Below are 14308 nucleotides of genomic sequence, written 5' to 3' on the forward strand. Positions count from 1 at the left end.
CTTATTTTTCGTACATCTCTTCCATCACTTTTTTCCCTACTTTCCGGGCGGAAAGCGGGTTCTGGCCGGTGACGAGGCGTTCGTCTACCTCAATGTAGGGCAGGAAGGGAATAAAGCTTTTGCTGTACAGGGCGTTGCGCCGGCGCAGTTCGTCTTCCAGCAGGAAAGGCACCTCTTCATCCAACCGGATCAGTTTTTCCTCCATGTTGGAAAAGCCCGTGATCTGTCGCCCGTCGATGAGCGTCGAGCCGTCCGAGAGTTTGACGTTCAGCAGGCCCGCCACGCCATGACAGACGGCCGCCACCATGCCGCCGTTTTCGTAAATCCGCTGCGTGATCTGCTGGAGTTTCCCGTTTTCCGGAAAATCCCACATAGTACCGTGCCCGCCGGTGAAGTAAATCAGCTGGTAATCGTCCGGATTGACTTCGTCCGGTTTCAGGGAGTTGTCCAGTTTGCGCCGGAATTCGGGATTATGGTACCATTTATCGTTCGTATTGTCTTTCAGATCCAGGCTCCGCTCATCGATGGGTACCGGACCGCCACTGGGGCTGACGATGTCATAGGGAATGTTCCGGTCCGAGAGTTCATCGTAAAAGTGCGTGGCTTCACTCAGCCAAAGGCCCGTTTTCAGAGGCTTTGATTTATACTGCGTGTGATTGGTACAGACGATGAGTGCGCGGATGGCAGGATTCATACCGAATGAACAATGTAGAATGAATAATGAATATGGGTCAGAGACGGCCTTGGGTTACCGGCCTTCGCAAGTTAAGCCGGTTTTTTTATTCATTATTCATTATTCATTATTCATTTTCTGCTAGATGCGCCGCGTTTCGACCGGGCCGGTCTCCAGATTCAAGACGCCCCGCGGGCAGACCGCCGAGCAGATGCCACAGCCCACGCAGGACGACCGGACCACATCCTGCCCCCGCTGAGCGTACCAGCGCACGTCAATTCCCATTTCGCAGTAAGCCGAGCAGTTGCCGCACGAAATGCACTGCCCGCCGTTGGTGGTGATGCGAAACCGGGATTTGAACCGCTGCACCAGCCCCAGGTACGCGGCCAGCGGGCAGCCAAACCGGCACCAGACGCGGTTGCCCAGCACCGGATAAAAGCCCGTTCCGACCACGCCGGCAAAGATGGAGCCGATGAAAAACCCGTAGGATTGCCGGACGCTGTACGAATCCAGAAAGCCCAGCACCGTCGATTGCCCGCTCAGGTACGAATACAGCACCAGCAGCGTCATCACGACGGCAAACACGAGCACGCCGTGGACCATCCAGCGTTCTGCCTGCCAGGCTTTCAGGCTTTTGTCGGACAGGTGGCGGTAGGGGTCGCCCAGCGTTTCGGCGAGGCCGCCGCAGCCGCAGACCCACGAACAGTACCAGCGTTTGCCCAGAAAATAAGTCAGCACTGGCACGGCCACAAACGCCAGCGCCAGCCCCCAGACAAACATGAAAACGCCCACCGTGCCCGCCTGAATCTTCTCCTCGATCCGGTAATCAAAGAAAAACGAGTAATCCAGCGGCCAGATGTTTTTCAGGTCCTGGTACGGATAGTTCAGCGTCACGAGCAGCTCCGGAATCAGAAACGCAAAAAACAGCTGAAAAGCCATCACCGAGCCCGTCCGAATCTGCTGGTAGCGATTCCCGCGGTAGCGCAGCAGCATCCGCACGCCCATCACCAGCACGGCCACCGTATACAGAAATCCGTACAGAAACCAGTGCGTCGCCGGACCGCTGCCGATGGCCCGGCTGATGGGGTCTACGAGCAGCACCCAGTTGGTGATGTATTCGGGGTAGAAGTACAGGACAATGTAAAAGCCGATCAGAAAGGCCCCTAGACTGATGCCGATCCAGCCCCGGTTGGTGGCGGGATGCCGGTAGAGCCCGTTGTTTTTGATGCCCGGCAGCGTTCGTTTTTCCGGTAAAATATAAAGCAGCGCCCCCGCGATGGCCAGGCCGATGCTCAGCCAGAACCAAAGCGGCGCGTTGGCCGCCACCGAACCCCGGGAGGACGCCAGCGTGACCGGCAACGCATAATTGTCGTAAATCACCTTGTCCCACTGCTGCCGGTCGCGGTATTCTGCGTTCAGGCTTTCCACGGCCGCTTTAAAATCCGCCACAAAGACCCAGTTGGACGAATAGGGCTTGTCAAGCATGCCTTCCAGCCGCCCGCGCAGCAGGGGCAGGTGTTCGGGTTTCAGCGCTTTCTGCAGAATCGGGTCCGTCAGGCGGTAGTGGCCGAGCGTCAGCGTACCGACGAAGACGGCGAACCCGACCCAAAAAAGAAGTAATCCCAGTTTTTGGCTTGTTTTCATGCACGGAGAGGCAAACGAAGGAGTCCGTAGACCCGGAAAGACGAAAATACGAATCAAAAAACTACCCGGGGCCAAAATTAATCGATGACATTTTAATCATCTTTTAAGATATAAGGTGCATCCCGGCTTTCTATAGTTAAAATTCGCTTAATTTTAAAATAACCTATATTTCCTTTTGATTAAACCGCTAAATTTGTTTTAATCATTATCCGTAACTTAAACAAGCCGAAGATGAGAGCCGTGACTTATGATTCCTTGCGTGCCGACGAAGCCTGGAACACCGTGTCGAAGCACCTCCAGCGCCGCAACGACCTTCTGACCGCCGGTATCACTTATCTGGAAACCCATCCCACGGATCATGCGCTGGCGGGACGCCTGGTGGTGCTGCAATACCATCTGCGCGCGACGGTTCGCCAGCTGGTTCGGGATACGGCCGCCCTTCGCCCCGTTCAGACGATGAACCAGCAGGTGCAGCGGCAGTGGATGGTGGTGCACCAGATGCATTACCTGCTGAGCCAGATCGACGACCAGCTGCTGACGCTGGGCCGTCAGAGCCCGGATTTCCGCCGCTGGCGCGAAAAACGGATCATGAGCCGACGCATTCTGCAGCCCAAAGCGGCCGTGCAGTCCCTGAATTGAACATGTTGGACCAAAAGTGTATAATCAATCAAAAGGCCGGTTCCTGATCGGTCTTTTTTTGCATCCGAATCATCCGGCGGCGTGATTCTCGTCAGGCTGTCCTTACCTCCCTAATTCTACCTTTGTGGTATCAAAATGAACCAAACGCCTCCGAAAAGGCTTAAGGAATATAGTTTTTCATTAACAACAAACCGCACAAAAGCCCGACAGTCTGCCGGGCTTTTGTGTGTCTGAAATCTGACCATTATGCGCGATATCGAATCCCTGGCCGACGTGCCGCAGTTTGTCGACGCGTTCTACGGAAAAGTGCGCCAGGATGCCGAGTTGAGCTATCTGTTTGACGACGTGGCCCAGCTCGACTGGCCCCATCACCTGCCGAAAATGTACGCCTTCTGGACAACCCTGATTTTTGGCGAAGCGGGCGGCTATAAGGGTAATCCCATGCGCCCCCACCTCGAACTGGGCCAGAAAACGCCGATCCGCCCCGAGCACTTTCAGCGGTGGCTGACCCTGTTTTACGCGACCATCGACGAACTCTTCACCGGCGAGGTGGCCGAACAAACCAAAATCCGCGCCCGCTCCATTGCCACGGTCATCGAAAGCCGGTTGTATCAGAACGGACTTTTGGCCGACACTAAGGCTATTTAACAAACTCGGCGGACTTCCGCTGGGCCACATCGCTGGCCGGGTTGGAGGTCACCAGCATCCGGTAGCGGAACGTAACAGACTTTCCGGCGGGCAGCTTGTAGTTCATGGGCTGGTCTTTGCCGCTGCTCATTACGCTGGGAGCCAGCGGATTGGCGGCGTACAGACCATACCCGCGGGAGTGCCAGTAGGTCGGGTAGCCGACGTTCTGCGGGTGGTCCATGATCACGACAGAAACGTTTTCGCCGTTCAGGTTACCGGTCAGATTCATCCATTTGGCGCGGGTACCCCACACTTTTTCGCCTTCTACGCCTTCGCTGCTGATGTATTTGCCGGTCACGCCGGAGTTATCCATCTGGGCAACTTTGGTGGCGACCCCGCTGGCATCGGTGAACACTTCCGGCTTGTTGGACGGGTGTTCGAGCTGTCGGGCCAGCCGGACCGCAATCATGCCTTCCTTGTTGTCCTTGAACGTCACGTCGGTGAGCGCTTTCAGCGTCGTGCTGCGGTCGATGCTGCGCTCGCTGCCCTGTCCCCGGAACGTAAAGGTGGTCGTTTCCTGCAACATCGGTTTGCCGTTCTTGTCCAGCCAGTCGGCCGTTACGGTTAGTTCTCCGCTGTCCTTGCCGCTTTTCAGGGACGTTATGCCCGTGTGCACGATGGTTCCGAACGGACCGCCATGGCCTTTGGCAATGTCGTTGGAGTTGTTCCAGAAATCATGCCCGTTCACGTCGCCGTAGTTGAACCACATGCCCACGTGGTGCGGGTGGTCAACGCGCTCGCCGGGGCGGGGGTCCATCGGCCAGCCACGCGTAATGAAATTGCCGCCCGCCGTCCGGATCGGGTAGAGAACCGGTTTTTTGAGCACATCCGGACCGGGGTAGATGTAGGCCGTAAAAGGCTTGCCGTCCACCGATACTTCCACGCGTTTGGCGGCTTCGTCGTGGGTCAGTTTCACGCCTTTCTGGGCAAAAACCGAGGTGGTCAGTAAACTCAGGAGAAGTATTTTTTTCATGATCTGTCTGAAAAAAGGAACGCGGACGGTTTGCTCCTGCAATCACGCGAATCAGGCGGGTTTCCGCAGAGTAATCCGCGGGAATTCGCCTAATCCGCGGGATCGCACCGGCGAACCATCCGCGTTCTATTGTCAACGGATTAAACCTTAAACACTTTACCTCCCGCCAGGACTTCCTGCTTCACGCTGTCGAAGGTGACGCGCTCGCCGGTATGCAGGGCGATGGTGGCCATGATGTTGGCGACCGAGTGGTTGAAGCCCGCCTTGGCCGGCGCGTTCGGCTCCTTGCGGCTCCGTACGCATTCCATCCAGTTGCGCATGTGGCGTGAGGTCATCGGGTCGGCGCCCGTGTTGGCCGACGTCACCATTTTCTCTCCGCCGTTGCCGAGGGTCATTTCGGGCAGCAGGTTGGCTTTCATGCCCATTTCCTTCGCGTAGCGCTCCTCCATGCCGCCTTCGGGCGTCACCTTGTTGGTATCGAGGTTGATCATGCCGCCGTTCGAGAAGTAGTACTCCTTCGTGCCGCCGGCTTCGTTGTGCATGCGCGAGTGGTAGCTCACCTGGAAGCCTTTCGACTTGTCGTTGTCCGGGCCGTAATCGAACACCGCTGTAAACGTATCGGCGTTGGTGCGGCCGTCTTTCCAGACATACACCCCGCCGTTGGCCACGACTGAGCGCGGATGGTCGTAGCCGCTGAACCAGTGCACTGTATCGATCTGGTGCGACATCCACTGCCCCGGAATGCCCGAAGAGTACGGATAGAACAGGCGGTATTCCAGGTATTTGCGCGGGTCCCAGTCCACCATCGGGCGGTTCATGAGGTAGCGTTTCCAGTCGGTATCTTCCTTGCGGATTTCGGAAACCAGCTTCGCCCGGCGCCAGCGACCCGGCTGGTTCACGTTCCAGGTCATTTCGACCATCGAAATATCGCCGAACTTGCCGGAGCGGATAAATTCATTGGCGGAGTGATAGTTCGGGGCGCTGCGGCGCTGAGAACCGATCTGAACGATTTTTTTGGTCGATTCCACGGCCCGGAGTGCCCGCTTGGCGTCGGCCATCGACTCGGCAAACGGCTTTTCCACGTACGCATCCCGGCCCGACTCGACCGCTTCGACGCAGTGCAGGGCGTGCTGGAAGTCGGCGGTCGAGATAATGACGGCGTCGATGTCCTTGCGGTCGTAGAGTTCTTCGTTGTTGCGGCACTTGGCGAAGTTATCACCCGCCCAGTTTTTGCCCTTCAGATACGCTTCGGCTTCGTCGCGGCGGCGGTTCCAGATGTCCGAAACGGCCACGAACTGGAAGTTCATGTCGGCCATGTGAGCGGCGAAGCTCGGGGCCAGCGCCTGCCGGAAGCGGTCCGAGAAGCCTACCACGCCTACGCGTACGCGGTCGGCCGACCCCAGAATGCGACCATAGCTGGCCGCCGAGAAGCTCATGCCCAGCCCGGCCAGGGCGGTTTTCTTTATAAAGTCGCGACGATTTTCCATCGAATTTTAGTATTATAAGTAACTGAGTTTAGACTTACTAACTAGCTTTTGTTCAAAGCAGCAACAGAGGTTGCCTGTCGTTTACATTCTGGCCTCCAGCGGTTTGATTTTGATGTTCCGGAAATAAACCCGGTCGCCGTGGTCCTGAAGCAGGATGTGGCCCTTCGGCGCTTCGCCAAAACGGCCGTTTTTGTTATAGTCCGGCGTTTTGTACTTGCTCTGGGCTACCATTTCGCGGAAGGCTTCGCTGCCGCGTTCGTATTCTACCACTTTCTTCCCGTTGAGCCAGTGCTCCACATGCGTTCCTCTGACCAGCACCCGGCCCTGGTTCCATTCGCCGATGGCCTTTGCCGCTTTGTCTTTGGCGGGAATCAGGTCGTAGAGCGAACCGACCGTGCGGTTGCCGTTCCGGCCCATCTTCGCGTCCGGGTGTTTGTCGTCGTCCAGCACCTGAAATTCCAGTCCAAACGCCGACCCGGCGGGCTTAGGCTGCTGCTCCACCACAAAATACTTCACGCCGCTATTGGCGCCCTCGGTCAGTTTGAATTCAAACTGGAGGTCGAAATTGCTGAATTCTTCGTCCGTAACGATGTCACCGGCGTTCCGCGACTCCCGTCCGTCGGCTTTCTCAATGGTCAGCATACCGTCCTGCACAGACCAGCCAGCGGTCGGGAAAGCGTCCTTGTAGGCACCGCGCCAGCCTTTTGTCGTTTTACCGTCAAAAAGCAGCTTCCAGCCTTCTTTTTTCTCCTTAGCCGTCAGCGTATTCGGCGTCTGGGGCTTTTCAAACGCTACGAATGCAGCAACGAGGGCAGATAGAATTAGGGTTTTCATACTTCTGAATGAGTGAATGAGTGATTGAGCGATTGAGTGAATAACACATGCCACTCAATCGCTCAGTCACTCATTCGCTAAATAGTAAAATTGAGGTTTTTCGTAATGTAATCCCGGCTGATCTGGGCGCACTGGGCGGCCGTTTTGCCGGGGTCGGGAATGCCATCCAGTTCGATGACGCCCCAGCCGTTGAATTTGATATCCCGCAGGGCAGCGAACACGGCCGGAATGTCGACGTTCCCCTGTCCCAGTTCGACGAATTTATACGCTTTGGGATTGTCCGGCTTGTCGGGCAGCGGGCTTCGGGTGTCTTTCAGGTGCAGCGCGTACAGCAGGTCTTTGTACTGCTTCACGGCTTTTGCCGGATTGCCGCCGCCCTGGTGGTAGTGCGCAATGTCGAGCAGGAGTTTGACGTATTTGGGGTTCATCTCCTGCGCGATGATGTCTACCTCCTCGGGCGTTTCGCCGAGCTGGTGCATGTGGTTGTGGTAAGCCGCCTGCACGCCCATGTCGGCCGTCTGCTTGCCGATTTCGTTCATCACCCGGGCCAGCCGCTTAAGTTCTTCCGGGGTGGGCTGACGGTCTTTGGGACGGACGTTGTTGGTCAGTTGCAGGGACGAGCCGCCCAGCGCCTTGACAAAACTGGCGTGCGCCACGTGCATGTCAATGGTACTTTGTTCCTTGGCCGGGTCAATTTCCACATTACCGCTGGAGAACATGGCGAGCGTCAGGCCGTGCTGGTCGAGCATAGCCTTCAGTTCGGAAGGTTTGGCACCGAAAGGCTTGAACGTATTGGCCCGCAACTGAATTCCCTTGAAGCCGAGAGCCGCCACGTCTTTGATGGCCTGTTCGTCCTTGCCGCCCCAGGTAATGGCTGAGTAACCGATTTTCAGTCCGGATTTTTTACGGATCGTTTCCGCAAAAGCAGTTGCTCCGGCAGACATTGCCAGAGCCGTCAGACCGGCGGCCTGGAGAAACTGTCTGCGATTTACAGTCTCAGTCATAGGGAATAGAGATAGTCAGTATATGCCGACACCTGAATCGACCGCTACTGATGTGATTAGAGGCTAAATTAATGTAAACGAAAGAGCTTTAGAGGGTATATCTACTACCGGGCATTCAAAAAATACGGCTGAAAGGCTTACTGATACACCAAAAAAACTAGATTTGTTTGCTTATACAAACTTCTTATCCATCTAACCCTTCTTTCTCATGAACCAGGTTATCAGCGAGTATTTCCCGCTTTTTCAACAGTACGCCTCACGTGTTCTGCTGGCGATTCTGACCTTAGTGGTCGGTTTCTGGCTTATCGGAAGAGTTGTCCGCCTCATGACAGCAACACTGAAGCACCGCCATGTCGATGAGACCATTATTCCCTTTTTGCGCTCCATCGTTGAAGTAGTGCTAAAGGTAGTGTTAATCATCAGTGTGGCCGGCATGTTCGGGGTCCAGACCACATCGTTTGTCGCACTGATTGGGGCCGCCGGTTTAGCCATTGGATTAGCCCTACAGGGCAGTTTGTCGCATTTTGCCAGTGGCGTGATGATTCTTATGTTCAAGCCTTACCGGGTCGGTGACCTTATCAGCGTTACCGGCTTTACGGGCGAAGTCGAAGCGGTTCATGTCTTCAACACCATCCTGAAAACCCTTGACAATAAGCGTATTATTATCCCAAACAGCAGCATTACGTCCGGCCCCATCACGAACATCTCCGGCCAGGGGACTATTCGAGTCGATATGCAGTTCAACGTGGCCGCCTCCGAACCCGTGGCGCGTGTCCGGGAGGTCGTGCAGGAGGTAGCGGCTTCCTGCCCCTACGTTCTTCCGGCGCCGCCGGTGGACGTGCTGGTAAACTCTCTCCAGATTGGGTATGTCACTTACGACATCCGGCCCTGGTGCAAAAGCGAACACTTCTGGGATACCTATTACTACATGCAGGAAAACATCAAAAATGCCTTTGACGCTCAGGGCATAAAAGGACCAAAGCCAGCCATGGACGTCAGCATGGCCGAGCGGCTTGGTCCGACCCTCCCCCTTTCGCCTGACGCGCAACCGGTCCGGGTTGTTGTTGGCGGGACGAAAACCGAGAAATAATCATTTGGCAATAAAAAGAGCGTCGGCTACCGTGGCAGCCGACGCTCTTTTGGATCAACAGGGAAAACGGTTAATAGCCTGCATTCTGCGTGAAAACCGACTTTCCGTCCGAGCCTTTGGCGCTCCGGTCGATCTGCGTCTGCGGAATCGGGCGCACGACGTGGAAGTTCTGGATGTTCACGGCGGCCTGCGGGTTGTGCTTCTTCACCCGGTCCACCAGAAGGCCCCAGCGCTTGAGGTCCAGCCAGCGGGTCTGCTCGCCGGCCAGTTCGCGGGCGCGTTCTTCGATGATCAGTTCCATGTTCATGTCCTTGGCGGTAACCAGCATGGCCTCTTTCCGGCCCGGCCAGCCCGCCCGGAAACGAACCGCATTGATCGCCGTAACGGCATCCGCCACGTTGCCGGCCTGCACCTGGGCTTCAGCCAGCATCAGGTACACATCGGCCAGACGGATGACGAAGAAGTCGCGAGTTCCGCGCTCCTCCGTACGGTCAGCGCGTTTGGTATCGAAGAACTTCTGCAGCGTCGGGAACAGGGCCTCGTTGTACATGCTCGGCGTCAGCACCTGGTACTTCTTCTTGGCCCGTTCGGCCAGCGGCATTTCGTAGCCCGGAATGAAGATGGTGGTGTCGTTGGCGGCAAAGGTCAGTTTGGCCTTAGAGTTGTCGAACGACGAGTTGAACGTGCCCGGGCTGTTGCTGAGCCAGGTATCGCGGAACGTCTTTTTGTAACGCGAATCGTTGGTGCGGTCCGCAAACACCGTATTCAGCAGGTAGTTGGTCGGGCGCAGCCGCTTGAACGGCCGGCCGTAGAACACGTCCCGTACCATGCCCGGCTGCACGTCATACTGCATGCCGAAGAACAGGTGCAGGTTGTTCCCGCCGTTGGCCGCCCCCGTGTTGTTGGTGGTGTTGGCCAGCTGGTCGGTTGTGTACTGCACGGCAAACACGATTTCGGAGTTCACCTGGTTGTTCTCGTCGAACACCTGGGCGAAGTCGTCCTGTAGTTTGAAATTGTAATTCTTGATGACGTTGTTGCAGAGAGCTGCCGCTTTCGTGAAGTCATCCGCCGCTTTGGAGGTCGAGTAGGCTTTAGCCAGGTACACCTTCGCCAGCATGGCTTCGGCGGTGGCTTTGGTAGCCCGGCCGTAATCGCTGGACTGGCCTTTGTTCTCCAGGTCAGCAATGGCCTCGTTGAGGTCCTTGATGATCTGGTTGTAGATTTCGGCCTCCGTCGCCCGCTTGGTGTCCTTGGTCGGCACCAGTGTTTCGGTCAGGCGCAGGTCTATGGCGCCCCACTGCTGCTGCAGCAGGAAGTAGTAGGTCGCCCGCAGGAATTTCGCCTCGGCCACGCGCAGTTTCTTCACCGCGTCGGTGACGCCCGCTACTTTCGGAGCCCGCTCGATGACGGCGTTACAGGTGTTTACGCCTTTGTAAAGCTCGTCCCAGGTGTTCGCCAGGTAATCGACCGTCGGGTTCAGTTGTCCGTCGTAGAAGTGGAAGCCTTTGTAGCCGCCGTCGGCACCCGTGGCATAAATGTCCGTGCCGTATTCCGACATGGTCAGCCCCTGCTGCGTACCGTAGTAGTAACGCAGGGAAGAATAAGCGGCCCGCACGGCATCCTCGAAGCCTTTCGAGGTATTCATGTAATCATTGCCAATACCGGAAATGACTTTCTCCTCCAAAAGGTCCTTACAGGATTGCCCAGACAGCAGAAGCGCTGCCAGTCCCAGTATCCGAAGAGGTTTAATGATATGATTGACTTTCATGGATTCAATTGTTAAAAAATTCTCGTACGCGTCACTTCAGGTTTAGAAACGGACATTCAAACCAATGGTCGATACCGTCGTGGCCGGCGTAATTCCTGTCTCGCTGATAGCCAGACCCGTCGTTTCGGGATCGATACCGTTGTACTTGGTCCGGTATTTCGACCAGATAGCCGGCTGCTGAATGCTGGCGTATACCCGCAGCGATTCCATTCTGAGCTTCTGCGCCAGCGGGGCCGGGAAGGTGTAGCCAAAGTTGATGTTCCGCAGTTTTACGAACGTTCCGTCGAAGTACGACAGCGTGGTGTTGTAGACCGGGAACTCCTGGTTGCTCTTCGGCCGCGGGAATTCGTTGGTCGGGTTGTTCGGCGTCCAGTAATCTACCTTGATCTGCTGGTAGCGACCGGCCAGCTGGTTCCGGTTCTGGTGGAAACCGCTCCGGATCAGGTTACCGACACGGGCGAAGAAGAAGAACGACAGGTCGAAGCCTTTGTAGTTGAACCGGTTGGTGATCCCGGCGCTGAACTTGGGCACGTCGGAGCCGATGATCACGCGGTCATCCGCGTTGATGCGGCCGTCGCCGTTGGTGTCCTGAATCTTGATCTGTCCCGGTTCGCTGGCGAACGACTTGGCCTGGTCGGCTTCGCTGGTTTGCCAGATGCCGATTTTCTTGTAATCGTAGACCGTGCTCAGCGGACGACCGATGAACCAGCCGTTTCCGATGTCGTCCACTTTCCCGTTATAGAGCGAGATAATGGCTTCCGTGTTCTTGGTGAACTGGAAGTCCGTCTGCCACTTGAAGCCCGAATTGGTATTCATGTTGAAGGTCGTGAAGCCCAGTTCGATCCCGCGGTTACGCGTCTGACCGACGTTCCGCGTCACGGCACCGAAGCCGATAGAGCCCGGCAGCTGGTCCGACAGCAGCAGCGCCGTGGTGTTGGTTTCGTACAGTTCGAGTGACCCCTGCAGACGACCGCTGAAGAAGCTGTAGTCCAGACCGATGTTCGCCGTGGCCGACGATTCCCAGCGCAGGTCCGGGTTGCCGATGGTGTTCGGACGATAGCCAAAAGCCGAGTTGGTTCCGAAGGCGTAGGTAGTGCGGTTCAGCAGCCCCTGCGTCTGGTAGGGAGCTACCCCCTGGTTACCCACTTTACCCCAGCCGGCGCGCACTTTCAGCAGGTCGATCCAGGTAACGCCTTTCATGAACGGTTCGTTGCTCACGTTCCAGCCGAGGGCGATACCCGGGAAGTTACCGTACTTGCTGTTTTCCCCGAAACGGCTCGAACCGTCGCGACGGATCGTCAGCGTCATGAGGTACTTGTCGTTGTAATCGTAGTTGACGCGGGCCATGTACGAGTTGATCGTCCACGGAATCAGGTTGCTGTTGACCAACTGCACGGCGCTGGCGTTGCCCAGGTTGTAGAACTGCTGGGTTTCGGCCGGTACGCCCGTTACTTCCGTCCGGTACACTTCGTAATTATCCCGCTGGATGGAGTGCAGGGCCGTTACGTTCAGGTTGTGCTTGTCGTTGAACGTCTTGGTATAGTTGACGATGTTCTCCAGCGTGTAGTTGAAGCCGAAAGCGGACTGGGCACGTGCCTGCGCATCGCCGCCTTTACGCTCGTTGGTCCACGCTCCGACAAAACGGCCCCAGCGACCCAGGGTAAAGTCGGGTCCGAAGTTCACGCGGTATTTCAAACCCGGCAGGATCTTGAACTCGGTGAAAATGCTGTTGAAAATCCGGTAACGCTTCGTTTCGTCCACCTGCGCACCCGGCACGATTTCGGCCAGCGGGTTGGTCAGCAGGGCGTCGTTGGTCGGGGCGAAGATCATTGTCCCGTTGTCATCGTACGGACGGCCCAGCGGGTTCTGCTGAATCGTGAACTGATAGGGGTTCAGGTTTTCGCCGTTGCGGAGGCTGTACATCATGTACGACGAGATACCCACTTTCAGCCACTTGTTGACGTTGTGGTCGATGTTGGCCCGCAGGGAGTAACGCGTGAAGTCCAGCCCGGCCGTGATTCCCTTATCCTGGAAATAACCGGCGGAGATGTAAAACTGCGTCTTATCGTTGCCCCCCTGTACGCCCAGGGAGTGGTTCTGCATGGTTCCGTTGCGAAGGATCAGGCTCTGCCAGTCGGTGTCAGTGCCCTCGGCAATGCCCCGGGCAACGGCCGGGTCACCGCCCAGTACGGCCACTTTGGAATCGGCAAAAGCGTCGGCGACGCCCGTCGGAACGGGGTTGCCGTTGGCGTCCTTGTAGCCACCCGTCGAGCGGTAGGCTTCCCGCACAAATTCGGCGAATTCGGGTCCGCTGAACAATTCCAGTTTATCCAGCGGCTTCGATACGCCCACGTACGAATCGTACGAAACGGTCGTCTTTCCTTTGGTTGCGCCGCGCTTGGTCGTGATCAGCACGACCCCGTTGGCACCACGGGCACCGTAAATGGCGGTGGCCGTCGCGTCCTTCAGCACTTCCATGGACTGCACGTCGCTGGGGTTCATGTCTTCGTACCCGCCCGCCAGGGGGATTCCGTCCACTACGTACAGCGGATCGTTTCCGGCATTGAACGAACGACGGCCCCGAATCAGGATGCGGGGAACCGTACCCGGCTTCGAACCCGTCTGGGTCACGTCCACCCCGGCCGCCCGGCCCTGCAGCGCCTGGCCCAGGTTGGTGATGGGCATTTCCTGAATTTCCTTGGCCCCTACCTGCGTGATGGCTCCCGTCAGCTGGCTCTTTTTCTGCGTACCGTAACCCACCACGACAACTTCGCTCAGGGTTTTCTGATCCACTTCCAGCTTCAAATCAATCGTAGACTGATTGCCGACGGTCACTTCTCTGGCCACAAAACCAACGGCCGAGAACACGAGCACCGTGCCTCCGTCGGGCACCGACAGTTTATAGCGTCCGTCGGCATCCGTGGTTGTCCCGCGGGTTGTTCCTTTTACGGCAACGTTGACGCCGGGCTGGGGGGTGTTGTCCTCACTCGAACGTACCTGTCCGGCTATGGTCCGCTCCTGCGCTACCGACGAAGCCGCCGGGGCGAGGTAGGGCTGCGGGGAGATCGAGGCGACGGCGGTGCTTGCCGCGGTGCCCAGATCGGTGGTCAACTTCTTCGTATCCGCTATCGCTACCACATAAACGTTGTCCTTCAACTTCTCATGTTTCAGGTTGAACTGCGGGAGCAGACGCGCGAGCGTTGCCTCTACGCTGGCATCGGGCGAGAATTTTGCCGGTACCTGAAAACTGCCTACTGCCTTGTCATTATACAGGATGTGTACTTTATGACGGTCTTCCAGTTCGCGCAGGAACTGCTTGAGTGACTTACCGGAACGGACACTGTTCCTTGTTTGCTGCGGTTTTTCGGTTGGCTGCCAGTCTGCCAGCACGGCAGAACTGCTGCCAAGCGTCAGCATGCCCGCCAGCCCTAGCGCAAGCGCAACCGGGCAACGGTGAAAAACAGGTAAATTGTTTTTCATAATAAATAGAAAGTAGATTAGAGATTTAA

General features: G+C 56.8%; 11 protein-coding genes. 3 read left to right on the forward strand and 8 right to left on the reverse strand.

The window, feature by feature from the left end; all coding sequences use genetic code 11:
* Nucleotide 1: 1 nt before the first annotated feature.
* Together ORG26_RS06325 and ORG26_RS06330 are read right to left on the reverse strand one after the other, a co-directional pair.
* Nucleotides 2–694: a type 1 glutamine amidotransferase domain-containing protein gene (locus tag ORG26_RS06325; protein ID WP_266367723.1), complete on the reverse strand. Its 693-nt coding sequence runs from the start codon at nucleotides 692–694 to the stop codon at nucleotides 2–4.
* Nucleotides 695–814: 120 nt separating this feature from the next.
* The gene (locus ORG26_RS06330; RefSeq protein ID WP_266367724.1) at nucleotides 815–2317 is read right to left on the reverse strand and encodes a 4Fe-4S binding protein; all 1503 of its coding nucleotides are present in this window, start codon (nucleotides 2315–2317) and stop codon (nucleotides 815–817) included.
* Nucleotides 2318–2548: 231 nt separating this feature from the next.
* Here ORG26_RS06330 and ORG26_RS06335 point away from each other — a divergent pair, with 231 nt between their 5' ends.
* Nucleotides 2549–2956 carry a hypothetical protein gene (locus ORG26_RS06335; RefSeq protein WP_266367726.1) on the forward strand — a complete coding sequence of 136 codons (408 nt, stop codon included), beginning with the start codon at nucleotides 2549–2551 and terminating at the stop codon, nucleotides 2954–2956.
* 246 nt (nucleotides 2957–3202) lie between these two features.
* Nucleotides 3203–3604 (forward strand): group III truncated hemoglobin, encoded by a 402-nt coding sequence (locus ORG26_RS06340; RefSeq protein ID WP_266367727.1) that lies wholly within the window; start codon nucleotides 3203–3205, stop codon nucleotides 3602–3604.
* Here the strand turns inward: ORG26_RS06340 and ORG26_RS06345 are convergent.
* The 4 genes from ORG26_RS06345 to ORG26_RS06360 form a co-directional block, all read right to left on the reverse strand.
* Nucleotides 3597–4616, reverse strand: coding sequence for a DUF6807 domain-containing protein (locus ORG26_RS06345; protein WP_266367728.1), 1020 nt, complete (start codon nucleotides 4614–4616; stop codon nucleotides 3597–3599). The two genes, ORG26_RS06340 and ORG26_RS06345, sit on opposite strands and share 8 nt — an antisense overlap.
* A 140-nt stretch (nucleotides 4617–4756) precedes the next feature.
* Nucleotides 4757–6103, reverse strand: coding sequence for a Gfo/Idh/MocA family protein (locus tag ORG26_RS06350; RefSeq protein WP_266367729.1), 1347 nt, complete (start codon nucleotides 6101–6103; stop codon nucleotides 4757–4759).
* 81 nt (nucleotides 6104–6184) lie between these two features.
* Nucleotides 6185–6937 (reverse strand): 3-keto-disaccharide hydrolase, encoded by a 753-nt coding sequence (locus tag ORG26_RS06355; RefSeq protein WP_266367730.1) that lies wholly within the window; start codon nucleotides 6935–6937, stop codon nucleotides 6185–6187.
* Between the two features lie 77 nt (nucleotides 6938–7014).
* Nucleotides 7015–7941 carry a sugar phosphate isomerase/epimerase family protein gene (locus ORG26_RS06360; protein WP_266367731.1) on the reverse strand — a complete coding sequence of 309 codons (927 nt, stop codon included), beginning with the start codon at nucleotides 7939–7941 and terminating at the stop codon, nucleotides 7015–7017.
* Nucleotides 7942–8149: 208 nt separating this feature from the next.
* Between ORG26_RS06360 and ORG26_RS06365 the strand changes: the two genes are divergently transcribed.
* Nucleotides 8150–9031, forward strand: coding sequence for a mechanosensitive ion channel family protein (locus ORG26_RS06365; protein WP_266367733.1), 882 nt, complete (start codon nucleotides 8150–8152; stop codon nucleotides 9029–9031).
* A gap of 70 nt (nucleotides 9032–9101) precedes the next feature.
* Here ORG26_RS06365 and ORG26_RS06370 read toward each other — a convergent pair whose 3' ends face one another.
* Nucleotides 9102–10799, reverse strand: coding sequence for a RagB/SusD family nutrient uptake outer membrane protein (locus ORG26_RS06370; RefSeq protein WP_266367734.1), 1698 nt, complete (start codon nucleotides 10797–10799; stop codon nucleotides 9102–9104).
* Nucleotides 10800–10841: 42 nt separating this feature from the next.
* Nucleotides 10842–14279: a SusC/RagA family TonB-linked outer membrane protein gene (locus tag ORG26_RS06375; RefSeq protein ID WP_266367736.1), complete on the reverse strand. Its 3438-nt coding sequence runs from the start codon at nucleotides 14277–14279 to the stop codon at nucleotides 10842–10844.
* Between the last annotated feature and the right edge of the window lie 29 nt (nucleotides 14280–14308).

The organism is Tellurirhabdus rosea, assembly GCF_026278345.1.
Taxonomy (GTDB): Bacteria; Bacteroidota; Bacteroidia; order Cytophagales; family Spirosomataceae; genus Tellurirhabdus; species Tellurirhabdus rosea.